Source organism: Nostoc sp. GT001 (assembly GCF_030382115.1).
Lineage (GTDB): Bacteria > Cyanobacteriota > Cyanobacteriia > Cyanobacteriales > Nostocaceae > Nostoc.
In genome coordinates, this window is the sequence record NZ_JAUDRJ010000003.1 from 3,083,097 (window position 1) to 3,099,946 (window position 16,850).

Sequence of the window (16,850 nt, forward strand, 5' to 3'; positions counted from 1 at the left end):
TTGGCAGTAAACTGGATCTTTGCCCCAGGACAAACATCCATCTTTGGATGTCACAAGACCTTTTGGCAAACTCCCATTACCCCTAAGAGACATCAAGCCATAAACGCAAACAATTATTTTTTGCGTTTTGTGTGTACTCGGAGTATAAAATACCAGAAAACTAGAGACAAAGCATGAAAGTCACCCAGGAAAAACTTCCCGCCAGCCAAATTGGCCTGGAAATAGAGATTACGCCGGAAATTACCAAGCAAACTTACGAACAGGTCATTAAAAACTTAGCGAGTACTGCCAATATTCCTGGGTTTCGTAAAGGCAAGGTGCCTCGGCCGATATTACTACAACGGCTGGGTACAACTCGAATCAAGGCAGCGGCGCTGGAAGAACTAATTCAAGATGGTATTGAGCAAGCAGTCAAACAAGAAGCCATCCCAGCAATCGGTCAGCCGCAATTGCGCTCCTCCTTTGAGGATTTGATTAATAATTATGAACCTGGAAAACCCCTGACGATTTCGGCGGCTGTCGATGTAGAACCAGAAGTAAATTTAGTTCAGTACACCGATTTGCAAGTCAAAGCTGAAGAAGTTAAGTACGATCCAGAACGAGTAGACGCTAACCTTGACAAGGAACGTCAAGAATTGGCGACATTGATTCCTGTGGAAGGACGTGCAGCCCAAATCGGCGATATTGCCGTAGTCGATTTTAAAGGTTCATTCGCTAGAGTTGAGGGCGAGGACGAAACCGCTGAACTAGAACCGATTCCCGGAGCCGAAGCAACTGATTTTCAAGTTGAGTTGCAAGAAGATAAGTTTATTCCAGGCTTCATTTCGGGAATAGTCGGGATGAATCCTGAAGAAACCAAAGAAATTGCGGCGCAGTTCCCAGACCCGTATGCTAATGAAGATTTAGCTGGAAAAGCAGCAACTTTCACCGTGACGCTCAAAGAATTAAAGGAAAAGGAGCTACCAGAAGTCAATGACGATTTCGCCCAGGAAGTCAGCGATTTTGAAACCCTAGAGGAGTTACGCGCTTCTTTGGTAGAGCAATATCAAAAAGAGGCGGACGACAAAACAAAAACCAATAAGCAGGAAGCCTTGTTAACGGAACTGCTTAAGCACGTAGAAGTTGACTTACCAGCAACTTTGATTGAGCAAGAAGTGGATGCAATGCTAACGCAAACAGCAATCCGGCTGTCTCAGCAGGGATTGGATGTGAGAAAGTTGTTTACTCAAGATATTATTCCGCAATTGCGGGAGCGATCGCGTACTGAAGCAATTGAACGTATCAAACGCTCCTTATCCTTGCGGGAAATCGGGAAACGCGAATCTATCGAGGTAACACCAGAAGAAATCGCAGCCAGAGTCACAGAACTTTTAGAGCAGTACCCAGAGGAACAGGACGTTGATGAAGATAAACTGCGCTCAATCGTGGAAAACGAACTGTTAACCGAAAAAATCATCGATTGGCTCTTAGAACACTCCTCAGTTGAACTTGTACCCGAAGGTTCCTTGAGTCCTGCAAAGGAAACGGAAGACACAGAATCTGATGCTGATGCACTTCAGACAGAGGAAGAAAACAGCGAGGCTTCTACAGAAGTTACAGAAGGATAATAAAAAATCCCACAACCATGAGTTCACCAGTTCTGAGTTAAAGTACTGGTGAAATGGGTAAGGTAAGGGAGATGAGGAAGTAGAGGGAAATAACCAATGCACCATACCCCATGCCCAATGCCNNNTAACTCAGGGATGAAGTCAAAATAATTAAANGAATTAATGAATTTTCGGCAAATAGTGACACCTGTTATCACTTGAGCTTGATACTGTGTTACACGAGAGGAAATTATATGAGGCATAATGGTTAACACGTAGCTTATAAAAATTCCATTCGTTGAAAAGGCAGTATCCGCTGCTGAAACATTTGTCCTAAATAATCGTCAAAGAAAGCTTGTATGCTTGAATCGCAGTCGGGAAATTCCCCAATCAGCAACTTAAGTCGAATAAACATTAACTCCCAGTTAAGCAGCCCTAGCAACATCGTACCAATGGTGATAGAGCAATCTGGCATGGGAGAAAGAGCTTTCGACATCTACTCCCGCCTGCTGCGAGAGCGGATTATCTTTTTAGGAACGCCAATAGACGATGCCGTAGCCAACTCAATTGTGGCTCAGTTGTTATTCCTAGACGCCGAAGACTCAGAAAAAGACATTCAACTGTATGTTAATTCTCCTGGCGGCTCCGTCTACGCAGGGATGGCAATCTATGATACAATACAGCAAATTCGCCCTGATGTTGTTACCATCTGTTTTGGATTAGCCGCGAGCATGGGGGCATTTTTGTTGACAGCAGGAGCTGCTGGTAAGCGAATGTCTCTGCCCGACTCCCGGATTATGATTCACCAACCACTTGGTGGCGCTCAAGGTCAAGCCATTGACATTGAAATTCAAGCCAGAGAAATTCTTTACGTTAAGGCTAAGTTGAATCAGTTAATGGCTCACCATACTGGTCAACCCTTAGAAAGAATTGAAGCAGATACTGAGCGCGACTTTTTTATGTCGGCAGAAGAGGCAAAAAACTACGGTTTGATTGATCAGGTCATTTCCAGGCAAAATCTTCCCGTAGCAGGGGAAAACGTCACCATTCTGAAATAAGAGGCTGGTATGTCTAAGTACGACTCCCATTTAAAATGTTCATTTTGTGGCAAGTCTCAAGAGCAGGTGCGTAAATTAATCGCAGGGCCGGGAGTCTACATCTGCGATGAATGCGTTGACTTGTGTAATGAAATACTAGACGAGGAGTTACTCGATACTAATGGTGCGGCAGCACAACCAGCACCAAGAGCAGAGCCACCTGAAAAACGGCGTACTCACTCTGCTAGTATTTCGTTTAATCAAATACCCAAGCCAAGAGAGATTAAAAAGTATCTAGACGAACACGTTATTGGTCAAGACGAAGCGAAGAAAGTTCTGTCAGTAGCTGTTTATAATCACTACAAGCGGCTGGCAGTCATTCAGTCTAAAGCCAGTGGCAAACCTGGGTCAGATGATGCCATAGAACTGCAAAAGTCCAACATCTTGTTAATCGGCCCGACTGGTTGCGGCAAAACTCTCTTAGCGCAAACCTTAGCAAAAATCCTGGATGTACCCTTTGCCGTAGCCGATGCGACGACGCTGACGGAAGCGGGGTATGTGGGAGAAGATGTGGAAAATATCTTGCTGCGACTGTTGCAGGTGGCAGATTTGGATATAGAGGAAGCCCAACGGGGAATTATTTACATTGACGAAATTGACAAAATTGCTCGTAAGAGCGAGAACACGTCAATTACCCGCGATGTTTCTGGCGAAGGCGTGCAGCAAGCCTTGCTGAAAATGTTAGAGGGAACGATCGCTAATGTACCACCCCAAGGAGGGCGCAAGCATCCTTATCAAGACTGCATCCAGATTGATACGAGTAATATTTTGTTCGTCTGTGGTGGTGCCTTTGTAGGCTTAGAAAAGATTGTAGACCAGAGAGTTGGCAAAAAAGCAATCGGCTTTGTGCAACCGGGAGAAGGTCAATCGAAGGAGAAACGAGCAGCAGACACTCTTCGCCATCTAGAACCGGATGATTTAGTAAAATTTGGCCTGATTCCAGAATTTATTGGGCGGATGCCAATGGTAGCAGTAGTAGATCCGCTAGATGAAGAAGCGCTGATGGCGATTCTTACTCAACCACGCAGCGCCCTCGTGAAGCAGTACCAAAAGCTGCTGAAGATGGATAATGTCCAGCTAGATTTTAAAGCAGATGCTTTACGAGCGATCGCTCAAGAAGCTTACCGCCGTAAAACTGGTGCTAGAGCATTACGTGGTATTGTCGAAGAATTGATGTTGGATGTAATGTATGAGTTACCATCCCGTAAGGATGTGACACGCTGTACAGTTACAAGAGAAATGGTCGAGAAGCGATCTACTGCTGAACTGATAGTACATCCATCTTCACTACCGAAGCCAGAATCAGCTTAATAGTCATTAGTCATTTGTACTGAGTTTCGACTGCGCGGTAATCGAGCGAAGTCGAGATTCAACTACCGCGTAGTCGTTGGCGTGGCCACTGAGCGTAGTCGTACCCCTCCGGGGAAGCAAGCTACGGGCAGCGTCTCGAAGAGAAGTGCAGCCTCTCCAAGAGTTGTATTAGTCATTAGTCATTGGTCAAAAAATAAGGAATAATAACCATATACCAGGGACTAATGACAACTGACAAAGGACAAATGACTAATGCCTTATATTAACGTTCGTGGCGTTGAGCATTACTACGAATGGGTGAAAAAACCATCCGGTTCTTTGGTAAAACCAGTGATGGTTTTTATGCATGGTTGGGCTGGTTCGGCTAGATATTGGCAAAATACTGCTGATACTTTATCAGAGCAATTTGATTGTTTACTCTACGATATGCGGGGATTTGGCCGTTCTGGTGGAAAGCCAACTATCGCCCAAGCAAGTGAAGCTGTTGCCGAATCTGAATCCCCACAGGAAGAATCAGAGGCAATCAGAGAGTTAACCTATGAATTAGAGGAATACGCTGATGATTTGGCAGCCTTGTTAGATGGGTTGCATCTTCAGCGTGTTTATATCAATGCTCATTCGATGGGCGCTTCTGTTGCCACTTTATTTTTTAACCGCTATCCCGAACGAGTAGAACGAGGAATTTTAACTTGTAGCGGCATTTTCGAGTACGACGAAAAATCTTTTAGTGCTTTTCATAAATTCGGTGGCTATGTAGTGAAATTCCGTCCCAAATGGTTAAGCAAAATCCCATTTGTTGACCGGATGTTTATGGCTAGATTTTTATATAGTTCCATACCACATTCTGAGCGGCAAGCTTTTTTAGAAGATTTTCTCGAAGCAGATTACGATGCAGCAATAGGGACAATTTTTACTTCAGTCAGTAAGGCTCAATCTGAAGTGATGCCGCAAGAGTTTGCTAAGCTGACAGTGCCGACTCTACTTATAGCTGGGGAGTATGACAAGATTATTCCAGCCGAGATGGGGCGTCAAGCAGCGTCACTGAATGACAAAGTGGAGTTTGTGATGATTCCTAACACAGCGCATTTCCCAATGTTGGAAGATGCCCCAACTTATCTGCAACGGGTACAAGAGTTTTTGCAAATTAACACGCCAAAACCACAAGTGGGATAACTGCTGGCGATTTTTAGACAGTTAAGTGTACCTGTGTGATACCTTGACGCATTTTATATTGGCGCTTTAACCAAGACTTTTGAATTGTTTTACGGAGCAAGGGAGCAAGTTGAATCAACAGCAATCGCAGTAGTGCATTTTTTCGCAGTAGTTCGCCTTGTCTAGCTTCCGCTAACTGGAGTTGTTGGGCGCGGATAATTTCTGGCTCGCGTTCTGCTTGGATGTGCGATAGTGTCATGTCAATATCCTGGTGTCTAGCTTCTTTTTGCAACAACGGCACAAGATGATTAGCAGCGACAATCACATCACGCAATGCGAGATTAATTCCTTGAGCGCGGACAGGAGACATTGGGTGTGCAGCGTCACCCAGAAGCAGTACTCCTGGTACGTGCCATTTTGGACAATAACCAACCACAACAGAAAGCCGAATGGGGGATTCAATTGTGTCTGCATGATTACGGAAATGCTTTGCTAGCCATGAGGGTGATAGTGAGGCAAAAATCTCTGCCCAGTTGGCTTGCTTGGGGTCAGTGTTTTCGGTTGCGGACATCACCCAAGCTAGATGCAGTTTTCCTGATTCTGCTCCATGAAAGATACTAAATATGCGATCGCCATTTACAATTGTACGAAACACATTATCGGCTGCAAACTCAGGACTGGCGGCAAGTTTAAACCAGAGAATATCAATATTTTTGGGCTGACGTACCAATTCCAACCCTATACGTTGTCGCACAAGAGAATTTCGACCATCTGCCCCAATCACTAAGTCAGCAGTAAGTTCTTTCCCATCGCTTAGTACTACACCTGCAACACGTTGATTACTCCACAGTAAATCTTTGACAGTAACACCTTGGATAAATTCAAATCCATCATTGGTTTGAGCTTCCGAAATCAGTGCTTTTAGTAGTGGTGGTTGTGAAACCAGTGTACAGGGTCGGGTTGCCCCCATTGGTTCATCAACTCGAAACAACTGCTTGCCCCCGATAATGAATTCCCATGCGTCGATTTGCCGATGGGGAATATCCTCCAACAACGCCGATAGACTCATTTCCTCTAGGGCTTCTAAACCACTGGGCATTAATCCTTCACCGCGAAATACACGATGAAAGTCTTTTGCTGCTTCAATTAACGTTACAGCAATACCACGTTTTACAAGGAGCAGGGCAAGGGTTACACCTGTTGGACCTGCACCCACAATCACAATCTGCACTATCCCATCCCTCCGGTATCAGTTGCTCTCAAAGATGTTGGTCAAATTATCTTGAGATTAACTTAAACCCAGCTCTCGTTTTAGCAAGTTAATCGAGTTAGCGCCGATATAATTTTCCACCTTAATCAGCTTTGGTGGACGAATAATATCTTCATCAGAGGCTTGTACGGCTGCTTGCACTGCTGCATAACTGGCTTGATCGCTGATGATGACCTCAGCCCGTTTAACCATTGCCTGAAGTTTGTAAGCATCTTTTGGTTGCGAAGTCATCACCAATAGTTCATCGCCCCGCAAACCGTGGAGGATGACTTCTGCTGCTCGCGCAATCCCGGAACTGAGGCTAACTATCCCAACACAGTTTTCTTTTGGTAGGGTTTTCAAGATGCTGAGTTCTTTGCTGTAGTCGTAGATATCCAGAGGAATTACTCGTGCAGCTTTTGGAGCTGCGATCGCTTCCACATTACTGATAAAATATCGACTTGTGACGACTGTCGCAGAGGTAGTTTTATCTAACACAGCTGTTAATTCTTCCATTGCTACCAACTGGACTGGAATTTTTAGCGATCGCTCTAATTCATACACCATCAATTCTCCAGCACCCATATCATAAGACGGCACTGCAACCAATACTCGCGCACTACAACGCAAGCGCCAGTCAATTTCCGCTAAAAATAGCTCTCTAGCTTGATTTAGCGAACATCCTTGAGAAAGCAACTCATCAAGTGCTTGCTGGACAACTTGATATGCATCAGGATTTTGTTTGAGAATTGGTGATTGCAGCCTACTACCGCCCTCATGACCTTGGGCGCGAACATAAATACCCGAACCAGCCATACTTTCAACAAATCCGTCTTCTTCTAGTTGACGGTAAACCTTACTTATGGTATTCCGGTGTAAACCTGTTTGCATTGCCAGCGCCCGTGTGCTTGGTAATTTGTAAGCAGGAGGATATTGCCGAGAAGCGATCGCAAATCGGATTTGATTAAACAGCTGGGTTGATGCGGGAATTTCGCTGTCTGGCTGAATACGGAATTGAATCATCACCAAACCTCCTGAATACTAAGTGCTAATGAATGCTGAGTTTTGAGTATTAAGTGTTGCTTTTATACTCAACACTTTTAACTCAGCCCTCCTTCTGTTACCAGCTACATTTGCTACGTCTCAAATATGTTTATTTACATATAAAGTTTTTCTGATACAAATTTCTAATGCGCTCACTATTGGTTATTGATAATTTAATTAGAAAAAAGCTAGGCATACTGGCATAGTTATATCAAATAAACACACGGCTAATCACATAGCACTGGTAAAAATTATTATGACAGAGCAAGCAACAACTACCACAACGATTAATCTTTTGCAAGATAATATTCAAGTGTCTGCTTATCTTGCAGAACCAAAAGAACCTGGATCTTACCCAGGAGTCGTAGTATTGCAAGAGATTTTTGGTATCAACACTCACATTCGAGAAGTTACAGAACGGATTGCCCAACTTGGTTATGTAGCGATCGCACCTGCACTTTTTCAACGGATTGCCCCTGGCTTTGAAACCGGATACAGACCCGAAGATATTGAAACGGGCAGAAGTTACGCCATGCAAACTCAAGCCTCAGAGTTATTAAGCGATATTCAACTAGCAATTGACTACCTCAAAAATCTGCCTCAAGTAAAAAAAGATGGTTTTGGCTGTATTGGCTTCTGCTTTGGGGGTCATGTCGCATATCTTGCAGCCACCTTGCCAGATATTAAAGCTACCGCTTCCTTCTACGGTGCTGGAATTACCACTCGCACACCGGGAGGTGGCGCTCCTACTGTCACCCGCACCGAAGAAATAACAGGTACTCTCTATGCCTTCTTTGGCACAGAAGATGCTAGCATTCCAGCCGAACAAGTAGATGAGATTGCAACAGAGTTAGAAAAATATAAAATTCCTCATCGTGTGTTTCGCTACGATGGAGCTGATCACGGATTTTTCTGCGACCACCGTGCCAGTTATAATCCTAAAGCTGCGGCCGATGCTTGGGAGCAAGTAAAACAACTCTTTGGTCAACTAAACTGAAGCATACGCACCCAAGTTCGTCATTGGTCATTGGTCATTGGTGAATAACAAATGACAAATGACAAATGACAATTTAAACTTCAGTTGCACCATATCAAATAAAAACTAATCTTCAAAAGTCATGAATTCCGAATCGAAACTTTCTCAAACAGCCAATTCGCCCTTTACAATGGACGATTTTGCCAAAGCACTAGAAAAACACGACTACCAATTTCAAAAGGGACAGCTCGTAAATGGCAAAGTTTTCCAACTTGACCATGATGGAGCCTATGTTGATATTGGTGGCAAGTCGTCAGCTTTTCTGCCGCGCGATGAGGCTTCTTTGAGAGCAGTTACCGATTTATCGGAAGTGCTGCCATTGCAAGAGGAAATGCAGTTTTTGATTATCCGAGATCAAGATGCAGAAGGGCAAGTTACCCTTTCTCGAAAGCAGTTGGAAATTCAGCACATCTGGGAACGACTGACCGAAATGCAGGAAAACGCTCAGACTGTGCAAGTACGGGTTATGGGTGTGAATAAAGGTGGTGTCACCGTCGATATTCTTTCTTTGCGGGGATTTATCCCGCGATCGCACCTGGCAGAGCGTGATAATTTAGATGCACTCAAAGGTCAAAATCTGACTGTGGGTTTTTTGGAAATTAATAAAAACACCAACAAACTCATTCTTTCTCAACGTTTAGCAACTCGTTCTAGCAACTTCAGCTTATTAGAACTAGGCTAGCTGGTGGAAGGTAAAGTTACTGGCATCAAACCTTTTGGTGTATTTGTCGATTTAAGTGGGATGAGTGCCTTACTTCATATCAAGCAAGTAAGTCAAAAATTTATTGATTCTTTAGAAAAAGTATTTCAAGTTGGTCAGCCAATTAAAGCTGTAATTATTGACTTGGATGAGGGTAAAGGGCGGGTTGCTCTTTCTACCAGAGTTTTGGAAAACTTCCCTGGCGAAGTACTAGAAAATTTCGATGAGGTTATGGCTTCGGCTGAGGTGCGTGCTAATAGAGCTAATAATAAAGCATCTGAATAGTTTTGAGGTGGGCTGCTTGCACAAAGTTATAAATAGTGCGTAGGCGTAGCCCGTCGTAGGCATCGCATCTGCGGTAGGTAGGATTAATCGGGAATAGCGCCCAAAAATTGATCGATAATCCAAATAGTGGGTTATTTTATCCCCCTGCATCTACCAATATGTAGGGGAATTGTAACTTAAAAAAGCTTTCCATAGATTTAGACCTCTTGCCTCTGGCAATAATTTTAGCCAGCTTTAAATTGTAAGCCTCAGAATTTATTCTGAGGTTTACTTGTGGGCGATGCCAAAATTTTCCAATAGGTCTATTGTAAAAATATTGTGTGGTATATTTAGAGCTTTACCTATTGTGAATTGAATCGTCCGATTTTAAAAACGTTACGATTTACCGCAAAATTTCACTCAGCTAAATTCTCTACGTGACAATTATTTATGAATGTTAGTACCGAGCCAAAACTGATTCATCAGAAAATATATGCGAAAGAATTACGTTCTCTGATGCCACCTGAAGCATTTATTCCCGATCCAAGTAAGTTAATTATATTGTTCATTAATCTGGCAATTTTGATACTAGGTTGGATGATAGCGGCGCGGTTAGATTCTTGGTCGCCATATTTTTTATGGCTTTATGTACCTTTAAGCATAATTATGGGCAATAGCGTGGTTGTCTTACTATTTAGCACCCACGATTTGATGCATGGTAGCGTAATTAAAAATCCTCGATTAATCTATATCATTGGTCTTTTAGGGCTAACAATGTTATGGATGCCACCAACGTTATGGAAAGCAGTTCATAACCGAGTACATCATAATCACACTAATGATTTAGGCGACCCAGATCGTAATTACTTGTATGAACAATCTTCAACCTGGGGAAAATGGATTCAGGACTTATTTGTACCTTCAACTGAAGTCAATCCTGTATGGTTCATAGTGGGAATGACTTCTGCTTGGGGAGTACATACTTTTCGCAATCTGACATCTGTGCTGTTTTTCAATCATAAATCCGTCGATTATGTTCCTGCTGCATTTACAGTCAGTCCTAAAGATCGTCGAGCGATCGCATGGGAATTATTGATGATGATCGTGATTCATCTGAGTATCCTCATCTATCTCCAATTTGACCCCATAAAGCTCATACTTGGTTACTTTTTACCGATTGCAATTGGTTATGCTGGAGTGATTTTTTATATTTATACAAATCATTTACTTTGTCGGATGACCAGCGTTAATGACCCACTAATTAATAGTATGTCTCTCCGGGTTTACAAAATATTTGACTTGTTGCATTTAAATTTTTCTCATCACACTGAACATCATATTTTTCCAGGAATGAACTCGGACTATTATGTTATGGTTAGGGACTTGTTAGAAACTCACTATTCTGAAAAATTTAATTTATTGGATGCTGGAAAAGCTTGGTATTTGCTGCTGAAAACTCCCCGGCATTATAAAGATGAAAATACTCTTACAGATTGGTCAGGTAAAAAGTCTGTTCCTTGTCCTACAAGCGACAGTTAAAAAGGTTTATTGCAAATGAATATGCTGCTAAATCTGAGGATTTTGCAATAAATATCGACCACAGTCCAAGCCAGGCAATAAGCCGAAAAAGTCACGATGGACAATAACTAGCACCGCAAGGCGGAATTAAAAATGAATATAGCATAAGCATTTCATTGATTTGGAATAGATAGTTTATTTCCGCCATGTTGTACTAGTTAATTAATCGAAAAAATATATAAAGTCGAATTTAATAAGCAAAATGGTATTTGACTTACTTAAACCCCAGTTTGCTTACTCAAAAGCTGTGTTTGTTTTCTAAAGCTGTGTTTGTTTTCTAATTTTGGTGTTTTCCGCAAGTAAAATGACGTTTGACTTACTCAAACCCCAGTTTGCTTTCTCATTTTGGTGTTTTCCGCAAGTAATCAAGCATACTAAGAAAGCAATATGCTTGATTGCTGACTCATACCAGTAATTCTCACAGTTATGACAACTATTTCTTTAAGATTACTTTTCTTTATCTTTATCTAATGCTTCTTGAATTGCACGACGGCAAAACTCTTATGATTTTTCTTTAATTGCTTCTTTATTCATTAGACCTCTTGCATAAATCAAAAATAAGAAAGAACCCCACCCCGCCAAAGCTACGCTTTGTCTCTCCTCCCCGCTTGCGGGGTGGGGTGTCAGGGGCTTTTGTAAGAGGTCTATTGTTTTGCCTCCTCTGCATCCCCGACATCCCTCTTTTTCGTGTTGCACCCTCCTATTACTCTATCCCCGACATCTACAAAAATATGGGGGATCATTTTTAGAGTATTAAAATAAATAAGGTGTGACTTAGGATCGTGGATTTAATAACTTGTGTAGGTTGGGTTGAGTCTGCAAAACCCAACGCCCCAGAGATGTTGGGTTTCCTGCCTCAACCAAACCTACAAAAGTCGATGTTATTTAATTCTTATTCCTTATTGGTGTGAGACTATCTTGAGCATGGTAACAAAATATAAAAATATGCTCATATCTCTATTTAAGTATTGCTCAATGGGTTTTGATCATATATCGAGCATTTTGACAACTATAAACTCTGTAACTATTCAATTTAGGTATTTGTATGTTTCTGGTAACTGGAGCAACGGGAGGAATTGGTCGCAGAGTTGTACGACTCCTACGACAACGAGAACAGTCGGTGCGGGCATTTGTCCGCCTTACTTCGCGCTATAGCGAGTTAGAACACAGAGGTGCAGAAATTTTCATTGGTGACTTGCTAGAGGAAAAATATATCCAGAAAGCTAGTCAGGGTGTGCGGTATATTATCAGCGCCCACGGTTCTGATAGCGATGCCCTATCTTTAGATTACCGCGCCAATATTGAACTAATTGAGCAAGCAAAAGCCAATGGCGTAGAGCATTTTGTCTTCATTTCCGTACTGGGAGCCGATCGCGGTTATGAAGATGCTCCCGTTTTCAAAGCCAAACGAGCAGTAGAGCGATATTTGGCAGCTAGTGGCTTAAATTACACTATTTTGCGCCCGTCTGGATTAGCATCTAACTTGCTGCCACTAGTAGAACGATTTCGGGAAACGGGATTGTATCTGCTGGTTGGCGATCGCAAAAACCGTACCTCAATTGTCAGTACTGATGATTTAGCAAGGATGGTTGTGGATTCTGTGACAGTTGAAGGCGCTCGCAACCAGATTTTACCCGTCGGAGGGCCGGAGATTTTATTGCGAGAAGATATTCCCCGGATTTTTGGTCGGATTTTCGCCAAAGAACCAGTAATAATTAACTCACCCCTATTTGTCATTGATGGGTTACAGGGTGCATTGGGTTTATTTAATCCCAAAATCCAAAAAGCTTTGGGAACTTATCGCACATTGCTAGCAAATGAATTTTTCTGCACAAAAGATGAAATTGCCAATTTAGAGGCGATTTTTAACTTCCAATTAGAGACATTAGAAAATTTTTTGCGGCGTTATTTAGCAGTTTGAATTAAACATCAGTCATTAGTCATTAGTCATTTGTCATTAGTGAATAACAAAGGACAAATGAATAATGACAAAGGACAAAGGATAAAGGACACAAATGAAATCTTCTCTAGCTGCAAATGCTGCTCAAGCACGTCAGACAAAAGAGCGATTCGCTCAACCGGAGGAACAACTTACTTATGAATTAGGGAAAGCAGTACAGGAATTGCCGCCCCTGTACACTAGATTATTAGCGGGAACGATGAGCGCCATCGTATTTGGGGCGATCGCTTGGGCATACTTCTCCCAAATAGATGAAGTAGCAACAGCACCGGGGGAATTAATTGCTTCTACACAGGTAAGACCGGTAACATCTTTGGGTGGAGGATCTATTGTCGCTGTTAAAGTGCAAGAAGGCGATCGCGTTACTAAAGGTCAAGTTCTGATTCAAAAAGATCCAGACTTGCAAATAACTGACGTTTCCCGCCTAGCCAAATCTACTAGATTGATTCAAGACGATTTACAGCGTTTGGATGCAGAACGTGTTGGAGGCAAAACTACTGGCACGAAAATGCAAGATGAACTTTTAAGCTCCCGCCTGCAAGATTTCCAATCTCGTCAAGCAGCGGCGGAAGCAGAAGCAAATCGCCAAATAGCACTTATCGATCAAGCTAAAGTCCGCTTGAGCAGATTGCAAGATAACTTAGTTAATGCTAAAAGCAGCTTTGGGAATGCTCAAACCAACCTTGCCAATGCAGATAGCATCCGAATTAAAATTGAAAGTAATTTAGCCCTGGCTCAAGAAAGGGAAAAAAGCCTACGTACTCTAATTACTCCTGGCGCTGTGCCTCGTGTCGATTACCTGGATGCCCAAGAAAGATTAACTCGTGCAAAGACAGAAATCACCAGAGCGCAAGATGAAGTCATCAACGCCCAGAATAGAATCACAGAGGCTCAAGATAAAGTCACATCATTAGAAAAAGATATTGATGCTCAAGTCCAAGAAATTCGCCAAGCAGAACAAGCTTACAACGCTGCACGCAGTCAGGCTCAGCGTGTAGCATCAGAACGCCAAAGCGAAATTTTGACGCAGTTTAATAAGCGTAAAGAAGAACTAACAACTGTTCAAGGTCAATTAGAGCAAGCGAGGAAGCAACAAGCTTTAGAAACGATTGAGGCTCCCGTAGCTAGGTACAATTTATAAAGTTAAAGCCACTAAGGGGCCAGTACAATCGGGTGAAGAATTGCTGTCAATTTTGCCGGAAGGGGAAGAAATGCTTCTAGAGGTAAAAGTTCTCAACCGCGATATTGGGTTTATTCGTCAAGGAATGAAGGCAAAAGTCAAAATGGCGACTTTTCCCTTCCAAGAATTTGGCATTGTGGATGGCGAAGTTATGCAAGTCAGTCCAAATGCAATTGCTGATAAAGAATTGGGTTTAGTTTTTCCGACGAGAATTAAGCTAAATAAACACGCAGTGAATGTTCGAGGTCAAGAAGTAGAATTTACACCAGGGATGGCTGCTACAGGTGAAATTGTCACTCGTAAAAAGTCAATTTTGACATTCATCACTGAGCCTGTGACACGGCGGTTCAGTGAGGCATTTTCTGTTAGGTAGGAAAGTCTCTTAGATTAGCCACAAGTAAGGGTTTAGCATTGTTAAACCCCTACATTTATTCACGACAGACGAGCAGTATTGAACTTAACTGCAAATCGCTATAATTTTCAAGCCATACCCAAAAATTTTCTATACTGATCTATTTGTTTTTGCATTCCCTCTAGTAGTTTGACAAAATCTGGATTATTCTCATCCTGATTGCTATTCACATTGATGTTGCCCAGAATCTTTTCATAGTTTTGAAATTGCGACCATAATTCTGGATTTGTTGATATGCTATTACCTTCGGCTGATATCAGATATTTTGTGGTTTCTGTAATTGCCTGACCAATCACAGGGCTAAAATCAGAATCATTCCAACTAGCGATTGTTTCTGATGTTAGATATCTTGTGGATTCTGTAATTCCCTGACCGATTAGAAAGCCAAAATTGGAATTATTAAAACTAGCAATCTTTTCTGGGGTTAGATATCTTGTAGTTTCTGTAATTGCCTGACCGATTAGAGAACCAAAATTGGAATTATTAAAACTAGCAATCTTTTCTGGGGTTAGATATCTTGTAGTTTCTGTAATTGCCTGACCGATTAGAGAACCAAAATTGGAATTATTAAAACTAGAGCTTGTAATTTGTGTGTTATTCACTGCGGTTTCTGCAATTACCCGACTCGCTAGTGCATTGACATTAGCAATTTTAAAACTAGAGCTTGTAATTTGTGTGTTATTTCCTGCGGTTTCTGCAATAACTTGACTCGCTAGAGAACTGACATTAGAAATGTTAAAACTAGAGCTTGTAGTTTGTGTACTATTTCCGGCGGTTTCTGTGACAATCTGACGTACTTGGGCATCAGTCAGGTTAGGGTTAGCACTAAGCATCAAAGCAACTACACCAGCAACGTGGGGAGTAGCCATAGAAGTGCCACTATAAGTTGCATACTGATTATTTGGAACTGATGAATAAACCTTGACTCCTGGAGCTGTGACGTAAGCGATTGGATTCGTTCCAGAGCGGTTAGAGAAGTCGGCCAAATTATTATTCTTATCTACTGCCCCAACGGCAATTCCTGACTTCGATGCATAGCGGGCGGGATAGTCTGGTGATGAGTCACCATCATTACCTGCTGCCATGACGACAATTACTCCTTTACTGCTGGCATAGTTAATGGCTGACTCTAGAGTGCGATTAGAAGATGCGCCTCCTAAACTGAGGTTAATTACATTAGCTCCATTATCTACAGCGTAGCGAATACCTTTAGATATGGAACTATAGGAACCAGAGCCAGAGCTATCTAAAGCTTTGATAGCCATAATTTTGGCATCGTAGGCAATACCAGTGACACCGTAGTTATTATTTTCCCCTGCGATCGTGCCGGAAACATGAGTACCATGACCGTTGTCGTCTAGGCTGTTGTTGCTATTATCAGCAAAGTTCCAGCCGTAATTATCATCAACATAGCCATTACCATCATCATCTATACCGTTACCCGCAATTTCCTTGGTATTCGTCCAAATATTATTTGTTAAATCTTCGTGGTTATAGTCAACTCCAGTATCCACAACAGCGACAACAACGCCTTTACCTGTATATCCCTGTGCCCAAACTTCCGGTGTTTTAACCATGTCTGCTCCCCAATTATTGCCACCAATATCGGGAACATCAGCAAAGGTATTTTGACCAATAGCTCTAGCCACTGCTGCTGCTCCATTAATTAAGCCATAACCATTAGTGGAGTTATAATTTTGAGTGCTAAAAGTATTATTAGTAGCGTTATTGCTATTTTTAGATTCATCGTTATTTAGCAACTGCACATCAGCATCATCGAAGTTATAGCTACTACGGTTGCTGAAGTTGAGGCTATAGTTATCTTTTGTATTAAAGCTATCTAATGAGGATATTGAAGTGGCATTTAGCTGTTTTTTTGACAATATATTGTTATTAACATCATCAATGTGCATAAATTTTTTCTCAAAGATAGCAACCGTTTTTTGACAGTTTAAAGCCTTGAAACCTTGACAATAAAAAGATTTCAATGTGTGAGCAAGCCTTATTCTCAATAATTACTATGGAATTTAATAATAAAATGCTAATTTTATTACCAAAAAAGCTTCTGATAATTACGGTTTTTATTCAGAGTCAATTTATCGAGTAAATCTTAAATATTTGAAGTGTATTAATGAAGACTAATGCCAAAATTATAATAGGTACGTTATGACTCCTTTTATTACTCTTAGAAATGCTGCGATCGCCGACTATAAAACAATACAGTTCAGTTAAGGATAATCGTAGGTTGGGTTGAACGAAGTGATACCCAACAAAGCACTAA

Annotated in this window: 9 protein-coding genes and 3 pseudogenes; 9 read left to right on the top strand and 3 right to left on the bottom strand. The window is 41.9% G+C overall.

Annotated elements, in window-relative coordinates; all coding sequences use genetic code 11:
* Window positions 1-173 precede the first annotated feature (173 nt).
* The 4 genes from tig to QUD05_RS16035 all read left to right on the top strand — a co-directional run bounded on the left by tig (window position 174) and on the right by QUD05_RS16035 (window position 5,167).
* Window positions 174-1,607 (top strand): trigger factor, encoded by a 1,434-nt coding sequence (gene tig, locus QUD05_RS16020; protein ID WP_289796925.1) that lies wholly within the window; start codon window positions 174-176, stop codon window positions 1,605-1,607.
* A gap of 338 nt (window positions 1,608-1,945) precedes the next feature.
* Window positions 1,946-2,644, top strand: a complete 699-nt coding sequence (clpP, locus tag QUD05_RS16025; protein ID WP_104905916.1) for an ATP-dependent Clp endopeptidase proteolytic subunit ClpP — start codon at window positions 1,946-1,948, stop codon at window positions 2,642-2,644.
* Window positions 2,645-2,653: 9 nt separating this feature from the next.
* Window positions 2,654-3,994: an ATP-dependent protease ATP-binding subunit ClpX gene (gene clpX, locus QUD05_RS16030; RefSeq protein ID WP_104905917.1), complete on the top strand. Its 1,341-nt coding sequence runs from the start codon at window positions 2,654-2,656 to the stop codon at window positions 3,992-3,994.
* A 252-nt stretch (window positions 3,995-4,246) separates the two neighbouring features.
* Complete coding sequence (locus tag QUD05_RS16035) at window positions 4,247-5,167, top strand: alpha/beta fold hydrolase (RefSeq protein ID WP_289796926.1); 921 nt, start codon at window positions 4,247-4,249, stop codon at window positions 5,165-5,167.
* Window positions 5,168-5,180: 13 nt separating this feature from the next.
* On the opposite strand, the gene QUD05_RS16040 is transcribed toward QUD05_RS16035, so the two are convergent.
* Both QUD05_RS16040 and QUD05_RS16045 read right to left on the bottom strand, forming a co-directional pair.
* A complete protein-coding gene (locus tag QUD05_RS16040; RefSeq protein WP_289799984.1) occupies window positions 5,181-6,380 on the bottom strand; it encodes an FAD-dependent monooxygenase in 1,200 nt (399 codons plus the stop codon).
* Window positions 6,381-6,434: 54 nt separating this feature from the next.
* Window positions 6,435-7,418, bottom strand: a complete 984-nt coding sequence (locus tag QUD05_RS16045) for a GntR family transcriptional regulator (protein ID WP_289796927.1) — start codon at window positions 7,416-7,418, stop codon at window positions 6,435-6,437.
* A 277-nt stretch (window positions 7,419-7,695) separates the two neighbouring features.
* Here QUD05_RS16045 and QUD05_RS16050 point away from each other — a divergent pair, with 277 nt between their 5' ends.
* The 5 genes and pseudogenes from QUD05_RS16050 to QUD05_RS16070 all read left to right on the top strand — a co-directional run bounded on the left by QUD05_RS16050 (window position 7,696) and on the right by QUD05_RS16070 (window position 14,530).
* Window positions 7,696-8,436 carry a dienelactone hydrolase family protein gene (locus tag QUD05_RS16050; RefSeq protein WP_289796928.1) on the top strand — a complete coding sequence of 247 codons (741 nt, stop codon included), beginning with the start codon at window positions 7,696-7,698 and terminating at the stop codon, window positions 8,434-8,436.
* A 121-nt stretch (window positions 8,437-8,557) separates the two neighbouring features.
* Window positions 8,558-9,460: pseudogene (locus QUD05_RS16055) on the top strand (S1 RNA-binding domain-containing protein).
* Between the two features lie 429 nt (window positions 9,461-9,889).
* Complete coding sequence (locus QUD05_RS16060; protein ID WP_289796929.1) at window positions 9,890-10,978, top strand: fatty acid desaturase family protein; 1,089 nt, start codon at window positions 9,890-9,892, stop codon at window positions 10,976-10,978.
* A 1,084-nt stretch (window positions 10,979-12,062) separates the two neighbouring features.
* Window positions 12,063-12,938, top strand: coding sequence for an SDR family oxidoreductase (locus tag QUD05_RS16065; RefSeq protein WP_289796930.1), 876 nt, complete (start codon window positions 12,063-12,065; stop codon window positions 12,936-12,938).
* Between the two features lie 94 nt (window positions 12,939-13,032).
* Window positions 13,033-14,530 (top strand): annotated as a pseudogene (locus QUD05_RS16070) (beta-barrel domain-containing protein).
* A 779-nt stretch (window positions 14,531-15,309) separates the two neighbouring features.
* On the opposite strand, the pseudogene QUD05_RS34425 reads toward QUD05_RS16070, so the two are convergent.
* Window positions 15,310-16,482: pseudogene (locus QUD05_RS34425) on the bottom strand (S8 family peptidase); the annotation flags it as partial.
* Window positions 16,483-16,850: the final 368 nt, after the last annotated feature.

Coding starts and splice junctions, on each gene's coding strand:
- tig (WP_289796925.1), top strand. CDS start 174: ATGAAAGTCACCCAGGAAAAACTTCCCGCCAGCCAAATTGGCCTGGAA.
- clpP (WP_104905916.1), top strand. CDS start 1,946: ATGCTTGAATCGCAGTCGGGAAATTCCCCAATCAGCAACTTAAGTCGA.
- clpX (WP_104905917.1), top strand. CDS start 2,654: ATGTCTAAGTACGACTCCCATTTAAAATGTTCATTTTGTGGCAAGTCT.
- QUD05_RS16035 (WP_289796926.1), top strand. CDS start 4,247: ATGCCTTATATTAACGTTCGTGGCGTTGAGCATTACTACGAATGGGTG.
- QUD05_RS16045 (WP_289796927.1), bottom strand. CDS start 7,418: ATGATTCAATTCCGTATTCAGCCAGACAGCGAAATTCCCGCATCAACC.
- QUD05_RS16050 (WP_289796928.1), top strand. CDS start 7,696: ATGACAGAGCAAGCAACAACTACCACAACGATTAATCTTTTGCAAGAT.
- QUD05_RS16060 (WP_289796929.1), top strand. CDS start 9,890: ATGAATGTTAGTACCGAGCCAAAACTGATTCATCAGAAAATATATGCG.
- QUD05_RS16065 (WP_289796930.1), top strand. CDS start 12,063: ATGTTTCTGGTAACTGGAGCAACGGGAGGAATTGGTCGCAGAGTTGTA.